This is a genomic window from Qipengyuania xiamenensis, from assembly GCF_019711495.1.
Classification (GTDB): domain Bacteria; phylum Pseudomonadota; class Alphaproteobacteria; order Sphingomonadales; family Sphingomonadaceae; genus Qipengyuania; species Qipengyuania xiamenensis.
In genome coordinates, this window is the sequence record NZ_JAIGNM010000002.1 from 259,142 (window position 1) to 279,746 (window position 20,605).

The 20,605-nt window shown below is 62.2% G+C and carries 15 protein-coding genes; 8 read left to right on the forward strand and 7 right to left on the reverse strand.

Annotated elements, in window-relative coordinates; translation table 11 throughout:
* Positions 1-42 precede the first annotated feature (42 nt).
* Both K3165_RS09485 and K3165_RS09490 read left to right on the forward strand, forming a co-directional pair.
* Positions 43-3,519, forward strand: a complete 3,477-nt coding sequence (locus K3165_RS09485; RefSeq protein ID WP_221548642.1) for a TonB-dependent receptor domain-containing protein — start codon at positions 43-45, stop codon at positions 3,517-3,519.
* Positions 3,520-3,638: 119 nt separating this feature from the next.
* Positions 3,639-5,630, forward strand: a complete 1,992-nt coding sequence (locus K3165_RS09490; protein ID WP_221548643.1) for an alpha/beta hydrolase family protein — start codon at positions 3,639-3,641, stop codon at positions 5,628-5,630.
* Between the two features lie 84 nt (positions 5,631-5,714).
* Here K3165_RS09490 and K3165_RS09495 read toward each other — a convergent pair whose 3' ends face one another.
* Entirely contained in the window at positions 5,715-6,242 is a 528-nt protein-coding gene (locus K3165_RS09495; RefSeq protein ID WP_221548644.1) for a type VI secretion protein, read from the reverse strand.
* A 266-nt stretch (positions 6,243-6,508) separates the two neighbouring features.
* Here K3165_RS09495 and K3165_RS09500 point away from each other — a divergent pair, with 266 nt between their 5' ends.
* Positions 6,509-9,421, forward strand: coding sequence for a TonB-dependent receptor domain-containing protein (locus K3165_RS09500; RefSeq protein ID WP_221548645.1), 2,913 nt, complete (start codon positions 6,509-6,511; stop codon positions 9,419-9,421).
* Positions 9,422-9,565: 144 nt separating this feature from the next.
* Here the strand turns inward: K3165_RS09500 and K3165_RS09505 are convergent, their stop codons facing one another.
* Genes K3165_RS09505 through K3165_RS09515 form a run of 3 tightly spaced genes read right to left on the reverse strand, consistent with a single transcriptional unit; the run spans position 9,566 to position 12,903 of the window.
* A complete protein-coding gene (locus K3165_RS09505; RefSeq protein ID WP_221548646.1) occupies positions 9,566-10,471 on the reverse strand; it encodes a class I SAM-dependent methyltransferase in 906 nt (301 codons plus the stop codon).
* Between the two features lie 9 nt (positions 10,472-10,480).
* Positions 10,481-12,160 carry a 2OG-Fe(II) oxygenase family protein gene (locus tag K3165_RS09510; protein ID WP_221548647.1) on the reverse strand — a complete coding sequence of 560 codons (1,680 nt, stop codon included), beginning with the start codon at positions 12,158-12,160 and terminating at the stop codon, positions 10,481-10,483.
* Entirely contained in the window at positions 12,157-12,903 is a 747-nt protein-coding gene (locus tag K3165_RS09515; RefSeq protein ID WP_221548648.1) for a 2OG-Fe(II) oxygenase, read from the reverse strand. The genes K3165_RS09510 and K3165_RS09515 overlap by 4 nt, the downstream gene beginning before the upstream one ends.
* A gap of 133 nt (positions 12,904-13,036) precedes the next feature.
* Between K3165_RS09515 and K3165_RS09520 the strand changes: the two genes are divergently transcribed.
* Both K3165_RS09520 and K3165_RS09525 read left to right on the forward strand, forming a co-directional pair.
* Positions 13,037-14,209: an acetyl-CoA C-acetyltransferase gene (locus K3165_RS09520; protein ID WP_221548649.1), complete on the forward strand. Its 1,173-nt coding sequence runs from the start codon at positions 13,037-13,039 to the stop codon at positions 14,207-14,209.
* Between the two features lie 29 nt (positions 14,210-14,238).
* Positions 14,239-15,024 (forward strand): SDR family NAD(P)-dependent oxidoreductase, encoded by a 786-nt coding sequence (locus tag K3165_RS09525; RefSeq protein WP_221548650.1) that lies wholly within the window; start codon positions 14,239-14,241, stop codon positions 15,022-15,024.
* 59 nt (positions 15,025-15,083) lie between these two features.
* Here the strand turns inward: K3165_RS09525 and K3165_RS09530 are convergent, their stop codons facing one another.
* Entirely contained in the window at positions 15,084-15,965 is an 882-nt protein-coding gene (locus tag K3165_RS09530; RefSeq protein WP_221548651.1) for a LysR family transcriptional regulator, read from the reverse strand.
* An 87-nt stretch (positions 15,966-16,052) separates the two neighbouring features.
* Between K3165_RS09530 and K3165_RS09535 the strand changes: the two genes are divergently transcribed.
* Positions 16,053-16,838, forward strand: a complete 786-nt coding sequence (locus tag K3165_RS09535) for a hypothetical protein (protein WP_221548652.1) — start codon at positions 16,053-16,055, stop codon at positions 16,836-16,838.
* A gap of 40 nt (positions 16,839-16,878) precedes the next feature.
* On the opposite strand, the gene K3165_RS09540 is transcribed toward K3165_RS09535, so the two are convergent.
* Both K3165_RS09540 and K3165_RS09545 read right to left on the reverse strand, forming a co-directional pair.
* Complete coding sequence (locus K3165_RS09540) at positions 16,879-17,478, reverse strand: SDR family oxidoreductase (protein ID WP_221548653.1); 600 nt, start codon at positions 17,476-17,478, stop codon at positions 16,879-16,881.
* A 44-nt stretch (positions 17,479-17,522) separates the two neighbouring features.
* A complete protein-coding gene (locus K3165_RS09545; RefSeq protein ID WP_221548654.1) occupies positions 17,523-18,902 on the reverse strand; it encodes an NAD-dependent succinate-semialdehyde dehydrogenase in 1,380 nt (459 codons plus the stop codon).
* Positions 18,903-19,170: 268 nt separating this feature from the next.
* Here K3165_RS09545 and K3165_RS09550 point away from each other — a divergent pair, with 268 nt between their 5' ends.
* On the forward strand, positions 19,171-20,043 hold the full coding sequence (locus K3165_RS09550; RefSeq protein WP_221548655.1) for a crotonase/enoyl-CoA hydratase family protein: 873 nt from the start codon (positions 19,171-19,173) through the stop codon (positions 20,041-20,043).
* A gap of 65 nt (positions 20,044-20,108) precedes the next feature.
* Positions 20,109-20,579 carry a MarR family winged helix-turn-helix transcriptional regulator gene (locus tag K3165_RS09555; protein ID WP_221548656.1) on the forward strand — a complete coding sequence of 157 codons (471 nt, stop codon included), beginning with the start codon at positions 20,109-20,111 and terminating at the stop codon, positions 20,577-20,579.
* Positions 20,580-20,605 lie beyond the last annotated feature (26 nt).

Here is a 20,605-nt window from a genome sequence, read left to right on the forward strand (position 1 = left end):
AGGTGGCGAGCGCAGTTCCGGTTGTCGCGACTGGAGTATTCAATGCGAAAAATTCAATTCAACACGATCAAGGGTCTCGCCTTTTCGGCGTCCGCCTTGGCGCTCGTTTCGGGTGGCCAGGCTTTTGCGCAGGCCAGCGACGCTGACTGCCCCGAAGGCCAGGAAGAAGTCGACGGCGAATGCATCGTCCAGGACGGTGTAGACGGTGTTTCGAACAACGATCCCGGTAGCCAGGACGTTGTCGACGTAACCGAAACCGGTGCCGACGGCTCGCAGACCGCTGGCGCCATCGTCGTTACCGGCTCGCGTATCAAGCGCGACACCTACAGCAGCATCTCGCCGCTCCAGGTCCTGACCACCGAAACGGAAAACGAAGCCGGCCTGTTCGACGCTTCGCAGATCCTCCAGCGCTCGGAAAGTGCTGCCGGTACGCAGATCGACGCAACCTTCAACGGCTTCGTCCTCGACAACGGCCCGGGTTCGCAGACGCTGAACCTTCGCGGCCTCGGTGCCGACCGTACGCTGCTTCTCATCAACGGCCGCCGCGTTGCGCCCGCCGGTGTGGAAGGCGCGCCTTCGGCTCCGTCGATCAACCTCCTGCCGAGCCCGCTGGTCGATCGCTACGACCTCCTGCTCGACGGTGCATCGTCGGTCTACGGTTCGGACGCTGTTGCCGGTGTGGGTAACATCATCCTGCGCAAGGACTTCGACGGTCTCGAACTGACCGCCAACGGCAACATCAACCCGCAGGGCGGCGGCGACGACTACACTGTCGCAGCTGGCTGGGGCTTCAACACCGACCGCGGTTTCTTCGGTATCGGTGCTGCCTACCAGTACACCGACGCGATCCGCCTGCGCGATCGTGACTTCTTCCGTGGTTGCGACACCAACTACGAAGTCGACCAGAACGGCAACATCTACACCGTCGGTGTAGTCGACAACGCCAACGTCCTCGAAGACAGCGGCGGCACGATCACCGTTTCGGAAAGCGAATGTAAGATCCAGGGCATCAACGGCCGTATCTTCAACCCGTTCACCCGTCTCGGCTCGATCTACTTCACCGGCGGCGGCAACGGCAACATCCCGCTGCTTCCCGACTACAGCGAATCCACCGACGCCTTCGGCGACCCGGTCGACCGCAACGGTGATGGCATCCGTGACGTCGACTTCCAGGACGTGAACGGCAACGCTGCCAACCTCGACCGCACCTTCCAGAGCCAGCAGAAGCTCTACAGCGGTCTTGCATACGGTGAGTACACCTTCCCGGGTGCGGCAAACATCACGCCGTTCTTCGAAGCGCTGTACAGCCGTGCAGAGATTGAATCGGACAACACCGGCCTCGCTCAGTTCTTCCCGAGCGTGCCCGATCTCAACCAGTTCAACCCCTGTAACATCTTCACCAACCCGAACGGCACCGACTGCCGTGCGGCGGACAACGACTTCAACGGCCTGACCGGCACTCCGTTCGCTCTGTCGACCGGTTTTGCTACGCCTGTCGTTCCGATCGTCACCGTCCGCGGCGACCGTAACAACTTCGAAGTTGTTCAGGAGCAGTATCGCGGTGTTCTCGGTGTGCGCGGCGACCTGCCGTTCATCTCGCCGAGCTGGACCTTCGAAGTTGCCGGTACGTATTCGCGTTCCGAAGGTGACTCGGTCCGTCGCGGTATCCGTGAAGACAAGCTCGCCTTCGCCCTGGGTCTCGACCCGACGGCAGACTACGATGGCGACGGCATCGTCGACAACGACGGTGACGGCATTGCCGACGACTACAGCACCAACGTGGACGTGTTCGGCGCCTTCGGTGACCCGCAGTGGATCGGCGAATGTAACGCGGCTGGCCTTGCCAACCCCGATCTCGCTCCGGCCGACCTCCTGCAGGGCTGTGTCCCGGTCAACCTGTTCGCCCCGAGCCTGCTCGGTTCGACCATCGGTGACTTCGCTACCCAGGCAGAGCGCGACTACCTCTTCGGTGTCCGTACCTTCGACACGATCATCGAACAGAAGATCCTGTCGGCCTACATCACGGGTAACCTGTTCGAACTCCCTGCCGGCCCCGTGGGCGTCGTGCTTGGTGCCGAATACCGCGAAGACTCGATCGACTCGCGTCCGGACGAAGTTGCTTCGAACGGTCTCCTGATCTCGTTCTTCCAGGATCTCGGTGCCGTCGGCAGCAAGAACCTGAAGGAAGCTTTCGGTGAAATCGACATCCCGCTGCAGGCAGGCAAGCCCTGGGTTCAGGAACTGAACCTCAAGCTCGCAGGTCGTGTGACGGACGAAGAGTTCTACGGAACCAACTTCACCTACTCGCTCGCCGCCGGCTGGCGTCCGATCGAACCGCTCCAGCTGAAGTTCACCTATGGTACGTCGTTCCGTGCGCCGAACCTGCGTGAAAACTTCCTGGCCGGTCAGTCGGGCTTCAACACGATTTTCGACCCCTGCGCGGTTCCCGATGCAGCGTTCGACTCGATCAACGGCTACGATCCGACGCAGGACACGCGTGACCAGACGGTCCTCGACAACTGTATCCGTGAAGGCCGCGATCCGACCACCGTCGGTATCGACAACCAGGGTCTGAACACCTTCCAGAGCGCAAGCGTCGAAATCACTTCGGGTGGTAGCTTCGACCTCGATCCGGAAACCTCGCGTTCGCTGACTGCCGGTTTCGCCTTCGAGGAAACCTTCGGTGACGGCTTCGACGTTGCCCTTGGTGCGACCTACTTCGACATCAAGGTGAAGGACTCGATCATCGAGCCGTCGGCACAGTTCATCGTGAACGACTGTTTCACGCGTGACGATGGCCAGCGCAGCCCGTTCTGTGACCGTATCTCCTACGATACGAGCGCAACTTCGCGCTTCCTGGTCTCCGACGTCTTCGCCGGGTTCATCAACCTGAACCAGGAAAGCGTCCGCGGCATGGACTTCAACGCCAACTTCGGCAAGGAAGTCGAAATGTTCGGCACGCTGGTCGACTTCGGCCTGAACGTTCGTGCGAACCACCTGATCGAGCGTAGCTCGCTCTTCATCAACGATGACGGTTCGCAGGCATTCGATGACGACGCAGGTGAATTCAGCCTTCCCAAGTGGACCGGCCGCAGCACCCTGACCGCCGACATCGACAAGTTCCGCCTGTCGTACACCATCCGTTACACCGGTCCGGTGGAACAGGATGCTGACGGTATCGATGAATTCAGCGACGCATTCGGCAACGGCCCGGACGGTAACCCGACCGGCTTCGTCTCCGACACCTGCCTTGGTGGCGGTTCGCCGAGCGGTGTGGTTGCCGGTGACGGCATCTACTGCCGTGACGTTGGCTTCGCCGATGCGCAGTTCCTGCACACCGCTTCGCTGCGCTATCGTTCGGACACCTGGAGCTTCCTGGCCGGCGTCAGCAACATCTTCGACACGGCTCCGCCGCTCGTAGACAGCAACGAAGTTCTCGCCATCGCCAACACTGCGATCGGTGCAGGCTACGACTACAACGGTCGTGAATTCTTCTTCGAAGTTACGAAAGAGTTCTAATACCGTTCAGCTTTGATAAGCTAACAAATCTGGGCGGTCCTATGCGAATCGCGTAGGGCCGCCCATTTCGTTCAAGGGGAAATTCCGTCCCGCGGGACAAGTCTTGTGAGAGTTCTGAGATGAAGACTTTACGAACAGTACTGCTGGCAGCTGTAGCTGGCACCATGGCACTGGGGGTCGCACCCTCTACTGCACAGACCACCGGCCAACCCACCGTTCCGATCGAGGTCTGGGCGCTTCGCGATTCCATGACGCAGGTACAGGTTTCGCCCAGCGGGAAGAACATCCTGGTGATCAAGAACGAGAGCCGTGAGGGCGACTACCTCATGGAACTCTACGACACCGACGATCTCGGCAAGAAGCCGTACCGCATCGCAGCTGACCCGATGGAGATCATCGGCGCACAGTGGGTGAGCGACGATTACATCTTCGGCACCGCCTGGCAGCAGAACCGCAGCAAGGTGAACGGTCCCGAACAGGGCACCTACGACTACGCTTCGTTCATCTTCGATGTGAAGAAGAAGAAGTTCCGCCGTATCGAAGGCGTCTTCAGCATCGCATCGCTGCTACCGAACGAGCCCGATCACATCCTGATCGGAACCGGCCGCGAGGTCGGCAGCGCGATCGAAGTCGATCCTTTCTCGGCTTTCCGTCCGCGTGAATATTCCAAGCTCAACCTCAAGACGGGCGGCAAGCAGCTCGTCCTGAAGGGTAGCGAGAAGTACCCGACCGCAGTCTTCGACAGCGAAGGCAACGCACGCTGGACCTCGGGTTACGACCGCGCGACCAAGGAAGAAGTGACCTACTACCGCAAGCCGGGTGAAAGTTCGTGGACCGAGTTCGCGCGCTACGACCAGGACAAGCACGAGAACCTCTATCGCGTTCTTTCGGGCTTCATGGGTCTGCGCGGCTTCAAGGCCGACGATCCGAACATCGGTTACGTCATCGACAACCGCGGTGAAGACAAGGCTGCGCTCTGGGAGTTCAACTTCGAGACGGGTCAGTTCGGCGAGAAGCTCGCCGGTACCGACCAGGCCGACATCATGTGGATCCAGACGAGCTCGATCCCGGGTGACGACACCCTGGTCGCAGCCCGCTATCCGTGGGACAAGCGCAACCGTATCTGGTTCGACGAAACGGAAAAGGCGCTTTACGAAGCTCTCGAATCCCAGATCCCGCATGCGCACGAGGTCAGCATCTCGAGCCGTTCGCGCGATGGCAACACCATGATCGTCCAGAACCGCGGTCCGCGTGACCCGGGTTCGTTCTGGCTGGTCAAGGACGGCCGCATGAGCAAGCTCGGCAGCCGCAACCCGCTGCTCAAGCCGGAAGATCTCTCGGATGTCGAATTCATCCGTTATCCGGCTCGCGACGGCAAGACGATCTCGGGGTACGTCACCAAGCCGAAGGGTGAAGGTCCGTTCCCGCTGGTGGTCCTGCCGCACGGCGGCCCGCACGTGAACGAAGTCATCAGCTATGACGAGTGGGGCCAGCTCCTCGCCAATGCCGGTTACATGGTCCTGCAGCCGCAGTACCGCATGTCGGTGGGTTGGGGTCAGGAACTGTTCGACAGCGCCTATGGCCAGCACGGCCTCGCCATGCAGGACGACAAGGACGACGGTGCGCAGTACCTGATCGACCAGGGCATGGTGGATCCGGATCGCGTTGCGATGTTCGGCTGGTCCTATGGTGGTTATGCCGCTCTGGTGGCCGCTTCGCGCGAGCCCAACATGTACCAGTGCGTCATCGCCGGTGCGGCCGTTGCCGATCCCGAGAAGGTCTACAAGCTGCGTAGCAACCCGTGGACCCCGAAGGCGATCGATGACTGGGCGCAGCGTCGCGGCATGATCGGCATCAACCCGATCAACGAAGTGTCGAAGGTCAACGTGCCCGTGCTGATGGTGCATGGCGACGTCGATGCGCGCGTCCTCTACTTCAACTTCGAGGACTATCGCGACGCGATGCAGAAGGCAGGCAAGACCGATGCCCAGTTCCTCACCCTGACCGGTGCGGACCACTTCTACAGCACGCTCATGTACGAGCACCAGGAGCAGTTCTACACCAAGATGCTGGACTTCCTGGCCAACGATTGCGGACCGGGCGGCCTCTAAGGCTCTCGAACCGACAAACAGAAAGCCCGGCGGGAAACCGCCGGGCTTTTTCGTTGCCGTGATGGAAAGCTGGGGGCGGGCGCCTTACCGGACGCGGCGGCCCTTCACGCCGTTCTGGCCGTTGAGGCGGACCCAGAACGAACCCATCGCCGCCTGTTCCAGCTCGACCTCGTCACCGACCTTGGGCTTGAACCGGCGGGGCGGGTCGTTGACCTGCCAGACGCTGCCTTCGCTGATGGTGATCTGGTAACCTTCGCGGCCCACCTGGCGCACCGCAGTGATCTGCGAGGTCATCGCATCGTCGTTTTCATCGTCGCTGCCGCCGAAGATGCCGGTCTTGGGCAGCGAAAAGCCGAACAGGCCGCGGCGGGTTTCGCGGATATCTTCCTTGTCGACGACCTGGATCTCGCCGGAGTCGCTCGCGCTGACCACGGCCGCAACCTCGCGATCGTAACACGCAAGACGCTCTTCCGGGGCTTCGATCGACTGGCAATTTTTCAGCGCTGCGAGCTGTTCGCTCCCGTCGGCATCCTGCGCAAGCCCGAGCGAAGGGGGTGCCGCGAGGAGTATGATGATACCGGTTGCGGTAAGATTCTTTCGAAGCGTGGTCATGATCGCATACTCGCTTGGTTCTCTTGTGCACACTGCCTGCTTGAAGGCTTATCGGTGCGGTTTCGGGCCGCTTTGCTCGCGCTTTCCGGAGGATGTTTCAACTGTAACCGGAATGTCACACCGGCAAGATTCCGTTTATATCATTTGTGTCTGCGATTGCTCCCCGCCTGCGCATCGGCCTAGATGCGCCACATTCGGACACATGTCTGAATCCAGTCTTTTCTAGGGGTGCCGTATGTGTGGCATCTGAAATTGAGGGGAAACTAATGTCTTATCGTTTCACCAAGGCCTCGCTCCTGACGGGCACGGTCATGGCAGGTGCCATGATCGCTTCGCCCGCTCTGGCGCAGGCTGACGACCAGGATAACGAACCGGCAACCCAGCCGGGCGTGCAGGCTGAAGAAGCTGCACCGATCGTTGTCACCGGCTCGCGTATTGCGCGTCGCAACGTCGAAACCGCTGCACCGATCGCAGTCATCCAGGACGAAGAGTTCAAGCTCTCGGGTACCGTCAACGTCGAGAACGTGGTCAACACGCTCCCGCAGGTTGTCCCGGGCTTCACTTCGAACTCGAACAACCCGGGTACCGGTACCGCAACGCTGAACCTTCGCGGTCTCGGCTCGGCTCGTACCCTCGTCCTCGTGAACGACCGTCGCTGGATGTTCTACGATACCTCGCAGGTCGTCGACCTTAACACGATCCCCTCGTTCCTGCTCGACTCGGTCGACGTTGTGACCGGTGGTGCATCGGCAGTTTACGGTTCGGACGCACTTTCGGGCGTCGTGAACTTCAACCTGCGTCAGATCGACGGCATCGAAATGGGTGGCCAGTACTCGATCACCGAACGCGGTGACGGCGCTCGCTACGAAGTCCACGGTGCAATCGGTACCTCGTTCGACGACGGCCGCGGTAGCGCCACCGTCTTCGCCGAGTACTTCAACCGTGACTCGATCTTCCAGGGCGACCGTGGTTTCTCGAACTTCGCACTCGGCGGTGAAAGCTTCGGCCTGAACCAGCTGCAGTTCGGTTCGTCGACCCTCCCGAACGGCGTTATCCGTTACTTCGGTGACGGCGACCGCACCGGCACGGACTTCGCTGCCAACAACGCAGTCGTCTTCGACGATGTTGCAGGTGACTTCCGTCAGCGCGCTGGCGACACCTACAACTACGCTCCGGTCAACTACCTGCAGATCCCGCAGGAACGTTACCTGATCGGCGGTTACGCTGACTACGACATCGGTGGCGGTCACACGTTCTACACCGAAGTCGCATTCGTGAATAACCGCGTTGCACAGGAACTGGCTGCTACGCCGGTTACCGGTTCGTTCACCGTCAACCTCGACACGATCGAGCCGTTCCTCAACGCTGCCGACTTCGCTCAGCTCCAGCAGCTGAACGCTACGGAAACCGATGGCGATCCCGACAACATCCTGCTCTTCCTGCAGCGTCGTACGATCGAAACCGGTGCGCGTAACTCGCTCGACGAGCGTAACGCATTCCGCGTCCTCGGCGGCATCAGCGGCCCGATCGGCGATTACCTCTCGTATGACGCATACTACATGTATGCACGTACGCGTAACGCCAACGTCCAGGATGGTAACATCTCGCGTTCGGCCTTCCAGGCTGGCCTCGACGGTACCGCAGCACCGATCAACATCTTCGGTCTCGGCACCCTGACGGACGACATGGTCAACCAGATCTCGATCCGTGCACAGAACGGCGACGTCTCGACCCTCGAAAACGCTGTTGCCACCGTTTCGGGTACCTTCGGCGATTTCGCCATCGGTGCTGACTCGGAGCCGGTTGCATTCGCAGTCGGTGCTGAATACCGCGGCGTTGCTTCGCAGTTCATTCCTGACACCGCACTGGCTTCGGGAGACGTGATCGGCTTCAACGCCGGTAACCCGACCGAAGGTTCGTACAACGTCAAGGAACTGTTCGCCGAAGTTAACGTGCCGATCGAATTCGGTTCGGCTCGCCTCGAGTTCACCGGTGCAGGTCGTTATTCGGACTACTCGCTCGACAACGTCGGCGGTGTCTGGACCTACGCAGGTGGTGTCGAGTTCTCGCCGATCCCGGACGTTACGCTCCGTGGTCAGTACCAGCGTGCAGTTCGTGCCCCGAACGTGGGTGAGCTCTTCGGCGGTCAGTCGATCGGCTTCCCGGGCGCAACCGACCCCTGCGGTACCGCAGCAGCAACTGCCGGCAGCGCACTTGGCAACCTCTGTGTCGCCAACGGTGTTCCGGTCGCCAACCTCGGTAACCCGGGCATCCAGCTGAACGCGCAGATCCCTGCACTGTTCGGTGGTAACCCGAACCTCGAAGAAGAAACCGGTGACAGCTGGACTGCTGGTATCGTTCTCCAGCCGAGCTTCCTGCCCGGCCTGGCGATCACCGCCGACTACTTCGACATCGAGATTGCAAACGCGATCACCACGATCTCGCTGCAGAACTCGTTCGACCTGTGCTTCAACCAGGTGCAGGATCCGAATGCTCCGGCTTGCGGCGCGTTCTTCGGCAACGGTCCGATCCGTAACGCTGCTGGCGCAATCACCACTGCAAACCCGCCGGTCCTCGGTGGTCAGAACGTGGCAACGCTGGGCGTCTCGGGTGTCGACCTTCAGGCAACCTACAGCACGACCATTCCGTTCTCGCTGATGACCGACACGGGCGAACAGGACTTCAACCTGTCGTTCCTCGGTACCTGGACTGAAAAGTCGTTCTTCGAGCCGTTCGCTGGTGCGGACATCGTCGAATGTGCTGGCAAGTTCGGCATCAACTGCGGTGAACCGACCCCGTCGTTCAAGTGGACTGCGCGTGCATCGTTCGTCGATGGCCCGCTGACCACCTCGATCCGCTGGCGTCACCTGTCGGCTGTCGACGATGACGACGATACGGTCGACTACAACGCCTTCAACGGTGTTGAGCGTATCCCGGCATACGACATCCTCGACCTCACCTTCTCGGCTGAGGCTACCGAGAACGTCACCGTGACCGTTGGTGTGAACAACATCTTCGACACGCTGCCGCAGACGCCGACCTTCGACGCCGACGGCTTCGTTTCGTCGACGAACAACGGTACGCTGCTTGGTGACAACCAGGAGCAGGCCAACACCTACCCGAGCACCTACGAAGTGCTTGGTCGCGACTTCTTCGTCTCGGCTCTGCTTAAGTTCTAAGCGCAGCCGCGAGACGTCTCGCACAAGAGGGGCGGCGGACTTCGGTCCGCCGCCCTTTTTCTTTGTCCGCAATACGCGCAAGACGTGGCAAGGCGCACGCCATGGCCGTGCGGCTAGCGCGCGCTACTGATTTGTGGGTGGGGCTCAGGCCCGTTCGAGCGTGAGGAAGTCTGCAAAGGCGCGTCCCGAAGGCTCGCACACCTCTGCCGTATCGATAAGCGCCAGCCCGGCATCGCTGAAATGCGCGAGCAAGGTATCGCGATCGTCCGCCGCCGCACAAGCGCGGCCGAGGGACTCGATCCGGCCGATTTCGTTGCCGGCCTGGTGCTCGATCTGGTCGAGCGTGCCGAGCAATTGCTGGCGCGAACCACGCGCGCCATAGACCAGCGTCCGACGCACCGCCTCGGGGATTTCCCATCCGGGAGATGTCTGGCCCCAACGTTCGCTGCCTTCGCCGGTGACTTCCGTAGCAAGCGCAAGCGCGCCATCGGCATCGTCACTGTCCAGCGCCTTGCGGACGTGGGTGAAGAGGTCCTTCTCCGACAGCACCCAGCCAATCTGCTCGCGGCGAACCGCATTGTGTTCGAGGATCGGGCCGTCGCCGCGATGGACCATCAGCCCGACGCGTCCGTCCCCCGCAAGCATGCGCGCGACTTCCTTGGCGCTGCGCGAGGTATCACCATATTCGAAGCCGAACTGGCTGGTGATCGCATCGAAGCTTGCATCCTCGAAGGGTAGCTCTTCCATAGCCACACCAGCCATCACTTTCGCGCCGGGAGGCGGCGGTGGCAGCTGCGGTGCCAGATCGGTACCGGTGGCCTCGATACCCGGGCGCATCTGCATCAGCCAGGCCAGAACGCGGCCATCGCCTGTGGCGAGGTCGAGCACACGAGGCGTGCCCCCCACCTGCTCGATGAAGCCTTTCCACGCGGCCTGCTGGGCCTGCTCGATCGCAGCCCAGCGCTGCGGCATGCAACCGCCGCCGCCCTTGCGTGCATTGCGTGCCCAGAATTCGCCCCAGGCCTTCTCGTCTTGTGGCTTCCCGCTCATGGCCGCGCGCTATATCGCAGGCACGACGTCGAAGGCCACCGTCATTCGCAGCCCATCCCCGAACGGGGTCGTGCCGTGATAGAGGGTGCTCGGAAACAGTGCGAGATGCGCTTCCTTCGGCTGGATCGTGCGGATCGGTTCGAGATCCAGTCCAAGGTCGGGTGGAGGGCGTCCGACCTCAAGCCAACCTTGCCGTTCCTCGCCCTGCGCATCCTGCGGCACGATCAGGTAAAGCGCGGAACTCAACATGCCTTCGGGGTGGATATGCGAGGTGTGATAATCGCCTCCGCCGCGCAGGCGTACCGACCACGACCCCTGCAGCTTCCACGGATCGTCGCGGTGCCTCAGCAGCGGGTGATCGGCATCGGTTTGCGGCAGGTGTGCGCGATAGTCTTCCAGCGTCGCCCGGATCGCCGCGTGTAGTCGTGCGAAGATCTCTTCATGCCGCTGGAAAAGGATATGCCGCGTCTGGGTACCCCCGCGCAGCGACTGGCCGAGCGGGAGAGGGGACCCGTCATGCAGCTCGTGGAGCCGCTCTATCGCCTGCGGCAGGATAGTGTCGGCATTGCGCAATTCGCGCAGCTGGACCAGTTCCGCCTGACCATGCAGCCACTCGGCGCGCGGATCGTCCTTGAGCCGCCAGACGAGGCCGAGAAGGGCGAAGGCGGAATGTTCCAGCGAAGGATCGCGAACCGCCTCGTCGAGTAGCGCCTGAGCCCGGTCGAGTTCGCCCAGCCTGATCCTGTGGCGAGCTTCGTGGAGGCTGCGCATGCTGCCCTGCATCGGCAACTCCGCGAAAATCGCCTCTGCGCGTTCTGCCTGTCCCGCCTCGCCCGCATGGATCGCCTCGAGCAACGCAAAGCCAGGATTGTCGGGGAAACGGCGCCGGGCATCCGCGGCGACCTCTGCGGCCTGTTCGAAATGATCGAGCCCCGCTAGTGTCTGGGCATGTGCCATGGGGATCGACGGGTCCTGCTTCAGTCGCTGCGCCGCCTCGCGATATGGGGCGGTGAAATCGCTTTCGCCCTGCGCCAGCCTCAGTTGTGCAAGGAGGTGCAGCGCATCGAGCCAATGCGGGGCCTGCGCTACCAGCTGCTCGGCAATGCCACGCGCCTGTGCTGTTTCACCGGCCACGTCGAGCGCCTGCGCCTTGCCCAGCCACAGATCTGCCTCGGTATTTACCACGGCGAGGGCGGCATCGAAGAACTGCGGCGCCTGCCTTTCGCCGCGCGCCAGCGCGACGCGGGCGCGGCCGTGAAGCGCCTTGGCATGGCGCGGATCGAGCGCGAGGCACTTGTCGTAGCTTTCGCGCGCCGCCGCCAGATCTCCCGCCATGCGCGAGGTGTTCCCGCGAACCGACCAGTAGCGCGGTTGCGTTGCACCTGCTGCTTCACTCTCGGCAAGCAGCGCCAGCACTTCCTCATGGCGGCCCAGTTGTCCGAGCGCGATGGCGCGGTTGAGCACGTATTCGAGGTTGCCCGGTTCGAGCGCCAACGCACGCTGGAAGCTCGTTTCGGCGGCGACGGGCTCACCACCCCGCAGCGCCATCGATCCGGCGGTATTGTGAAGCCCGGCATGTTCGGGATGTTCGGCAAGGGCTTCGGCCAGCAATTGGAGGCCGCTCGGTCGATCTCCGGACCTCTCTGCCGCGATTGCGCGGGCGTGCCAGTCCTGCGGCGCGGTCGTCACTTGTCGCGCAGCCAGCCCACGATCGCGGTGCGTCCCATCGGCGCGAAAGGCGGGACGTAGGAGACCATGTGGCTGGTCGGCACGGCGAAAAGGTTCAGCGCGTTGAAGCGCGGGCGGAAGCCTTCGACGATGTCGCCTTCCTCGTCGAGGAAGTTGAGATAACCGCCCCAGTCGGGATGCCAGTCGTCCGGCGCGAAGTTGAGGACGTAGGCATAGCGCCATCCTTCGGCGACATGGCTGTCGATATGCCGTCCGAGATAGTGGTTCGGCGCATAGAGCGATGCCTGACCGTCCGCCTTTGTCAGCGTGCGGGTGCCGGTGATATCGCGCGCAAGGTCGAGGAACTCGGGCGCGTTGATGTATTCGAGCAGCAGTTCGTGCGGACCGCCCGGCTCCCAGCCTTCCTGCACCGCGGTGAGGATGGGATACTGGGCGAAGCGGAAAGCATAATCGCCGCGGGCGGAGGCCTGGTGCGCGGCCATGGCGGCGGCATTGACCTTTTCCGCACCGCCCGGTGCCTGGATTTCTTCTTGCCGGAAGCTCTGCGGTTCGATGCCCGGACCGTCGCCCGCCTGCACTGCCATGCCCCATTTGGTGGCGCGGGCGAGGATCATCTGGATCTCGCGCGCGGTTTCTTCGGTCAGCACGTCGCGCACCTGTACGCGCCCACGCTCGGCGAAACGCGCCGCCAAAGCCTTGCGGTCGAGGTCGGGATTGATTTCGAAGAGCTTCTTTGCGGCCATGGACGCAGCCTTACGACGCGCTCCGGCTGCCCGCAAGCACGGCTGCCCGCGAGTCCCCTCAAGCCGCACTTGACGTAAACGGAAACCGCCCATAGGCCAGTCGCAAATCGAAACGGAAAGAGGATTCTCCCCCATGCCTGAAGCCTATATCGTCGAAGCCGTACGTACCGCTGGCGGACGCAGGGGAGGGCGGCTTGCCGGTGTCCATCCCGTCGATCTCGCCGCAAAATCGCTCGATGCGGTGATGGAGCGTTCGGGCCTTGCAGCCAAGGCGATCGACGATGTCGTGATGGGCTGTGTCAGCCAGGGTGGCGAACAGGCAATGCAGGTCGGCCGCAATGCCGTGCTCGCTTCCAAGCATCTGGGTGAAGGCGTGCCCGCCGTCACGATCGACCGCCAGTGCGGTTCCTCGCAGCAGGCGATCCAGTTCGCCGCGCAGGCCGTGATGAGCGGGACGCAGGACGTAGTGATTGCCAGCGGCGTGGAAAGCATGACGCGCGTACCGATGGGCTCGACCGCGATGTTCCACATGAAAGAGGGTCTCGGTAACTACAAGTCGCCGGGCCTCGAAGAGAAATATCCCGGCATCCAATGGAGCCAGTTCATGGGCGCCGAGATGATCGTCAAGAAGCACGGCTTCACTAAGGACGATCTCGACCGCTTTGCCCTTTCCAGCCACCAGAAGGCCATCGAAGCGACCAAGTCGGGCGCATTCGAAGCCGAGATAGTGCCGGTAGAGATCGAGACGCCCGAAGGCACAGAAATGCACACGGTTGACGAGGGCATCCGTTTCGACGCGACGCTCGAAAGCATCGCCAGCGTGAAGCTCCTCAGCCCCGAAGGCACTATCACCGCAGCCACCAGCAGCCAGATCTGCGACGGTTCGAGCGCGGTGCTGGTCGTGAGCGAGAAAGCCCTGAAGGAATACGGCCTCACTCCGATGGCGCGCATCCACAATCTCACCGTAACGGCGGGCGATCCGGTCATCATGCTCGAAGAACCGCTGTTCGCTACCGACCGCGCTTTGGAGCGTGCCGGCATGAAGATCTCCGACATCGACCTGTTCGAGGTCAACGAAGCCTTCGCACCCGTGCCGCTCGCATGGCTCAAGCATACCGGTGCGGACCCCGAAAAGCTCAATGTCAACGGCGGCGCTATTGCGCTCGGCCATCCCTTGGGTGCATCGGGCACCAAGCTCATGGCCACGCTGGTCCACGCCCTGAAGGCGCGCGGCAAGAAATACGGTCTCCAGACGATGTGCGAAGGCGGCGGTGTCGCCAACGTCACCATCGTTGAATCGCTTTAAATTTTTAGAATCACGAGAGGATTACCCCCATGGAAGTCAGCAGCAATACCCCCGCAGTCGTCACCGGCGGCGCATCGGGCCTCGGTGAAGCTACAGCCCGCGCTATCGCCGCCAAGGGTGCAAAGGTCGCCATCTTCGACATGAACGAAGAGAAGGGCGAAGCCGTCGCCAAGGACATCGGCGGCATCTTCTGCAAGGTCAACGTGATGAGCGACGAAGACGTCGATGCGGGCTTTGCGAAGGCGCGCGAAGCGCATGGCCAGGAGCGTATCCTCGTCAACTGCGCAGGGATCGGTAACGCCATCAAGACCGCCAAGCGCGACAAGCAGACCGGCGAGATCAGCCACTTCCCGCTGTCCGCTTTCGAATTCGTCATCCAGGTGAACCTTATCGGCACCTTCCGCTGCATCGCCAAGTCTGCCGCGGGCATGATGACGCTGGACCCGCTTTCGGAAGACGGCGACCGCGGCGCGATCGTCAACACCGCGTCGGTTGCCGGTGAAGACGGCCAGATCGGCCAGGCGGCCTATTCGGCATCGAAGGGCGGCGTGATCGGCATGACCCTGCCCATCGCGCGCGACCTGATGCAGGAAGGCATTCGTGTGAACACCATCCTGCCGGGCATCTTCAATACTCCGCTGATGAACGCCGCGCCGCCCCAGGTGAAGGAAGCACTGGCCGCATCGGTGCCGTTCCCCAAGCGCCTGGGCAATCCCGAAGAATATGCCATGCTCGCCATGACCATGATCGAGTGCGGCTACTTCAACGGCGAGGACGTCCGCCTCGACGGTGCGATCCGCATGGCACCGCGTTAAGCGCCTTCGGCACAGGCACGAGAGGCCGCCGCTACGCAATCCGCGTGGCGGCGGCTTTTCTATGTGGTGCCCATGACAAGATTGCCGGACACCAGATCGCGCTTGGCTTCCAGCGCGGCGATCAGGAAGGTCATGAGCGCCCTGATACGCGGCGTATCGCGCAGGTCCGGATGGGTGAGGACCCATAGATCCTGCTGCGCGACCGGTGCAGCGTCGGTCAACCGCACGACACGCGGATCGGGATCGGCCATGAAGCAGGCACCGCGACCGAGGCCCAGTCCAGCGACCATCGCACGGTGGCGTGCGGTGATATCGTCGAGCCGCAAACCGACCGGCACATCGGGGTAGGGCGAGCTCTCGAGCCAGTCCGGCCACAATCCGCCGACCTTCGGCGCGATCCAGCGCAGTTCATCGCGCGGCGTGCGTTCGAGATACTCACGACTGGCGTAGTATGTGACGCGGTTCGGAAAGAGCCGTCGCCCGACAAGGTGGTCAGGCGGCGTATCGGTGCCTCTCACCACGACATCGGCTTCGGACCGGTCGAGATCGGCAAAGGCGAAACCCGTTTCCACGGTCAGCTCCACCCCGGGGTAGAGCTCGGTGAAGGCAAAAAGGTCCTCGAGCAGGAGATATTGCGCAATCGGTTCGGGCAGCGACAGCGTGATGGGACCGGAAATATCCTCTCCCGCCGCCTTGCTGTGCCGCGCACCAGCATGCGCCAGCGCTTCCATCCGCTCGGCAACCTCGACCAGCGTCAGCCCCAGTTCGGTCGGCACGTATCCGGTCGGCGTGCGGTCGAACAATATGCCGCGGCGGTCCTGCACTGCAGCCAGCCTGCGGGCGACGGTCGTATGCGTCAGTCCGAGCGAACCGGCTGCTGCACGCAGGGTCCCATCGCGGGCGAGGGCAAGGATGATACGGTAGTCGTCCCAAGTTTCCATTGGAACGTTTTTGCACCGCGTATCACTGAAATCTAGCCGAAAACGGCTCGATTTGGCTGTTATTGGTGCGAGAAAGTTCACTCATCGATGGAGATCACGGTGGTCCCGAAATTCAAGTCGACGCTCTTCCTGTCCCTTTGCCTTGCGGGCGTTCCGCTTTCCGCAGGCGACAGGTCCAATGCCACTGCTCAGGATGCTTCTGAGGTCACGACCGAGGCTGTTTCCTTCTCGTTGAAGCGCGGCGAGGTGTTGCAGATCATCGCTTCCGACAACCGCGAGGACGGACGGCAGGCGCGTCTCGACTATTACGCCAAGGTACTGCCGCTGGCGCAAGCGGAGGGATATCGCAGGCTGGCCCAGCTCAATGTCAGGGAATCGGTGATCAGCGACACCCAACCCGACGCGTTCTCCTTCTTCGCCTGGCCCGACGAGGCCGCCGAGAAGCGCTTTTCCCAGAACCCGGAATGGCCGGCATACAAGGCCACCCGCCCGGAAGGCTGGGACGAATTGTCCATCTACACGGCGAAGCTCACCGAGGACCTGTCGCTGACGTTCTCACCGGACAAATACTACACGGTCGTCGTCGCTTGGCCCGATGCCGAGACCGGTGCCGACTACACCCGCTATCTTGAAGGGATCGAACCGGCCGTCACGCGCGCCGGAGGCCGTTTTATCGCCAAGATCTACAACCCGCGGTTCGAAGCGCATGCCTCGCCAGACGAAGCGCCCGGCCAGTTGACGTTCGTCGAGTGGGACAGCTTGGACGGATTCCGGAAGGTACAGAAAATGCCGGAATACCTCGCTCACCGCGACTACTTTGCTTCCGGACTGGACCGGTTCGAGTTCCACTGGATGGAACTGGCGCGCTTCTGACGCAGCGGGCGGCGGCGGGGCATTACCCCGCCGTTCGTGCCTAGCTGACTGTTTCCATCAGCTTGATCGCGCCCACCCATTCGTCCTGTTCGGCTGCATCGGCGAGCAGCACAGCCACATCGCCGCGAGCGGCTTCGCCCTTGGGATCGACGTCGTCGCCTAGGCGGACCGAACCGGTCGGTCCGTCGTCCGTCAGAGCGACGGGGCGCAGGATCGCATAGTCCAGCGAGCTTTCCTTCAGCCGTTCGTCGGCAAGGTGCTTGGCCTGCAGGTAATGCGCGAGGTCGCTGTCGGGATCGGGATCGCCTGCTCCGACGGAGCTCAGCATGACGAACCGCTCGACGCCGGATTTCTCGGCGATATCGATCAGCTTGATCGCGCCGTCACGGTCGACTTTCCGTGTCATCTCTTCGTCGGTATCGCCGCCCGATCCCGCAGCGAAGATGACGGCATCGCATCCCTTGGTGACATCGTCGTCGAGCGACGTCAGGTCGCCGATTCTCTGCTCCACGCCTTCAGGAAGATCGCTTGTATCGGATGAGGACCGCACAAGGGCGACAGGCGCGTGCCCGCGCGAGCAGAGTTCGTTGACGAGACGGGTGCCGGTATTGCCGGTTGCTCCGGCGACGAGAATTTTCATGGAATTGGGCTCCTTGGGAGAAAGCTTGAAAAAATGGGTTCGGCTCAGGGCAGGAAAATGGCCTTGGTGTTGACGAATTCCTTCATTCCGAAGCCGCCATGTTCACGGCCGTATCCACTGTCCTTTACCCCGCCGAAGGGCATGTTCGGGTCTGCCGCACCGAAGGAATTGATGCGGATCATGCCCGTGTCGAAGTGATCCCGGGCCAGTCGGATCGCCTTGTCCTGATCCTTGGTGAAGATACCGCCGCCAAGGCCGTAACGGCTGTCATTGGCGATGCGCATGGCGTCTTCGTCGTCCTTGGCGCGGATGATCGAGGCTACGGGGCCGAACAGTTCGTCGTCATAGGCAGGCGTGCCCGGCTTGCAGTCGGCAAGCACGGTGGCGGGGTAATACCAGCCATCGGGATCATCTTCCGGGTCGCCGCCGCACAACAGCGTGCAACCGCCCTCGAGGCTCTTGCCGACCTGTTCGACCAGGGTATCGAACTGTTCCTTGCTGGAAACTGGGCCCAGCTGCGTGTCCTCGTCGGTCGGATCGCCCATCCTGGTGGCCTTCATCCGTTCGACGAAGCCTTCGACGAACTGGTCGTAGACGGCGTCCGTGACGACGAAGCGCTTTGCAGAAACGCAGGTTTCGCCATTGTTGTAGAGGCGGCCGGTGACACAGGTCTTCACTGCAAGATCGATGTCCGCATCTTCGAGCACGAGATAGGCATCGTTCGATCCGAGCTCGAGCACGGTCTTCTTCAGTGCTTCGGCGGCAGTCTTTCCGATATGGCGACCGGCACCGTCGCTGCCGGTCATGGTGACAGCGCGGATCTTGTCATGGGCGATGATCTCGTCGGACAGGTCGTGATCGACTAGGACCACGTCGAACAGGCCTTCTGGCAATCCGGCCTCGAGGCACAGGTCGCGCAGCAGCAGGCCGCTGCCGGTGCAGATCGAGGCGTGCTTCAGGATACAGGCATTACCCGCCATCGCATTTGCGGCCAGTACGCGCACGGGCTGGTAGAGCGGAAAATTCCACGGCTGGATCGAATAGATCACGCCGATCGGTGAATAGGTGACGATGCCGCGCTTCTTGCCGCCCGAATGCTCGCGCTCCTCGCAGGCGAGTTCGGACGGGCCGTTGTCGGCGCTATATTCGAAGATGCGTGCGCAGATCTCGACCTCGGTCTTGCCGTCCTTCAGCAGTTTGCCCGTTTCGCGGGTCATGAGGTCGCTGATGCGGTCGGTATTGTCGCGCAGGGCTTTCGCAATCTCGCGCAGGACTTCGCCGCGGTCTTCGTGACTGCGGGTTCGCCAATCCAGAAACGCTTCGTGCGCGGCATCGATCTTGGCGAAGGCTTCGTCCTTCGACATCAGGTCGTAGGTTTCGATGGTCTCGCGGGTTGCGGGGTTGTTGGTTGTGATCTGCGACATGGGGCACCTTGGGATGAATGGGGGTTCGCCTTTCCAACGGGCCCTCACGCTACCGTGTTCCGGAAACAATTTTTGCAGGAGGCGGGAACCGGCTAGGCGCCCGGATTTCCTAATCTTTCCGAGGGGTTTACGAAGGCAGGCTGCCGGAAGCCTGTCGCCCGGAGCGCACTGCCACGTGTAATCAAATGCGCCTGCCGGTACCGATTTTCTTGCCAGGACCGTGTTCCATGTGTTCCATCCTGGCGGAGAGACCGGAGAGGAAATCCAAATGAACGCCTACACGCAGATCAAGCTCGACATCGCCGACGGTATCGCCACCGTGACGCTGCATCGTCCCGAGAAGATGAACGCCTTCACGCGGGTGATGATGCAGGAGTTCATCGATGCACTCGACGTCACCGATGCCGACGACAGCGTGCGCGCGGTCATCGTGACGGGCGAAGGGGAGCGGGCTTTCTGCGCCGGCGCCGACCTCACGCCGGAGGGCGGGGGGCACGTCTTCTCCGATCCCAATCCGGTCGATGACCTGTCGGACCAGCGCGTGCGCGATGGCGGCGGGCGACTGACGCTGCGCCTCTTCAATTCGAAGAAGCCGCTGATCGGCGCCTGCAACGGCGTTGCCGTTGGCGTGGGTGCGACCATGCAGCTTCCCTTCGACATGCGGCTGTGCAGCGACAATGCGCGCTTCGGTTTCGTATTTGCGCGTCGCGGCATCACGCCGGAGGCCGCGAGCAGCTGGTTCCTGCCCAAGCTGGTCGGCATGCAGACCGCCCTCGAATGGTGCATGACCGGCCGCATCTTCGATGCAGCGGAAGCGAAAGATCGGGGCCTCGTGCGATCGGTCCATCCTCAGGGCGAACTGATGGATGCAGCGATTGGCATAGCGCGCGAGATCGCGGACAATACCTCGGCGGTTTCGGTTGCCATGACGCGGGCAATGCTCTGGCGGATCGGCGCGGGCGGACACCCGATGGACGCGCACCGTATCGACAGCCGCGCGATCTACCGCCTCAGCCGCAGCAACGACGCGAAGGAAGGGATCGCGAGCTTCCTCGAGAAGCGTCCGCCTGCCTATCCCGACACGGTGGGCGAAAACATGCCCGACTTCTACCCGTGGTGGGACGAGCCTGAATACGAATAGTTGCACATGTGATAGTCACAGCTGAAACCTTGCCAACAGCCGCGGGAAGGTTACAGCTATGCGACATGTCGTCACGCAAGCCCGCCAAGCGCCTCGCCGATTTCCTGCCGTACCAGCTGTCGATCGCGTCCAATGCGATCTCGACTCGTATTGCAGAGCAGTACCGTAAGCGGTTCGCGCTGAAGACGACCGAGTGGCGCATCATGGCTGTCCTCGGCGACAGCGGTCCGCTGACCCAGCGTGAACTGTCGCAGATGACGCTGATGGACAAGGTGCCGGTCAACCGCGCCTGCAAGACCCTGGAGAGCCGCGGACTGGCTGCGCGCACGCCCAATGCGAAGGACGGTCGCTCGCACCTGCTCGAACTCACCGCAGAGGGCAGGGCGGTTCATGCCGGCATCATGCCGCTGGCGCTCAAGATCGAGGCGGAGATGTTTTCCGTACTCAGCACCGAGGAGCAGGACGCTTTCCGCGACATGCTCGCCCGCCTGCGCGAAAATGCCGGGGACTTCGACGCAGAAAGCCTGGCCGACTGAGTAGCCGGCCAGGCCTTCCTGGTTCG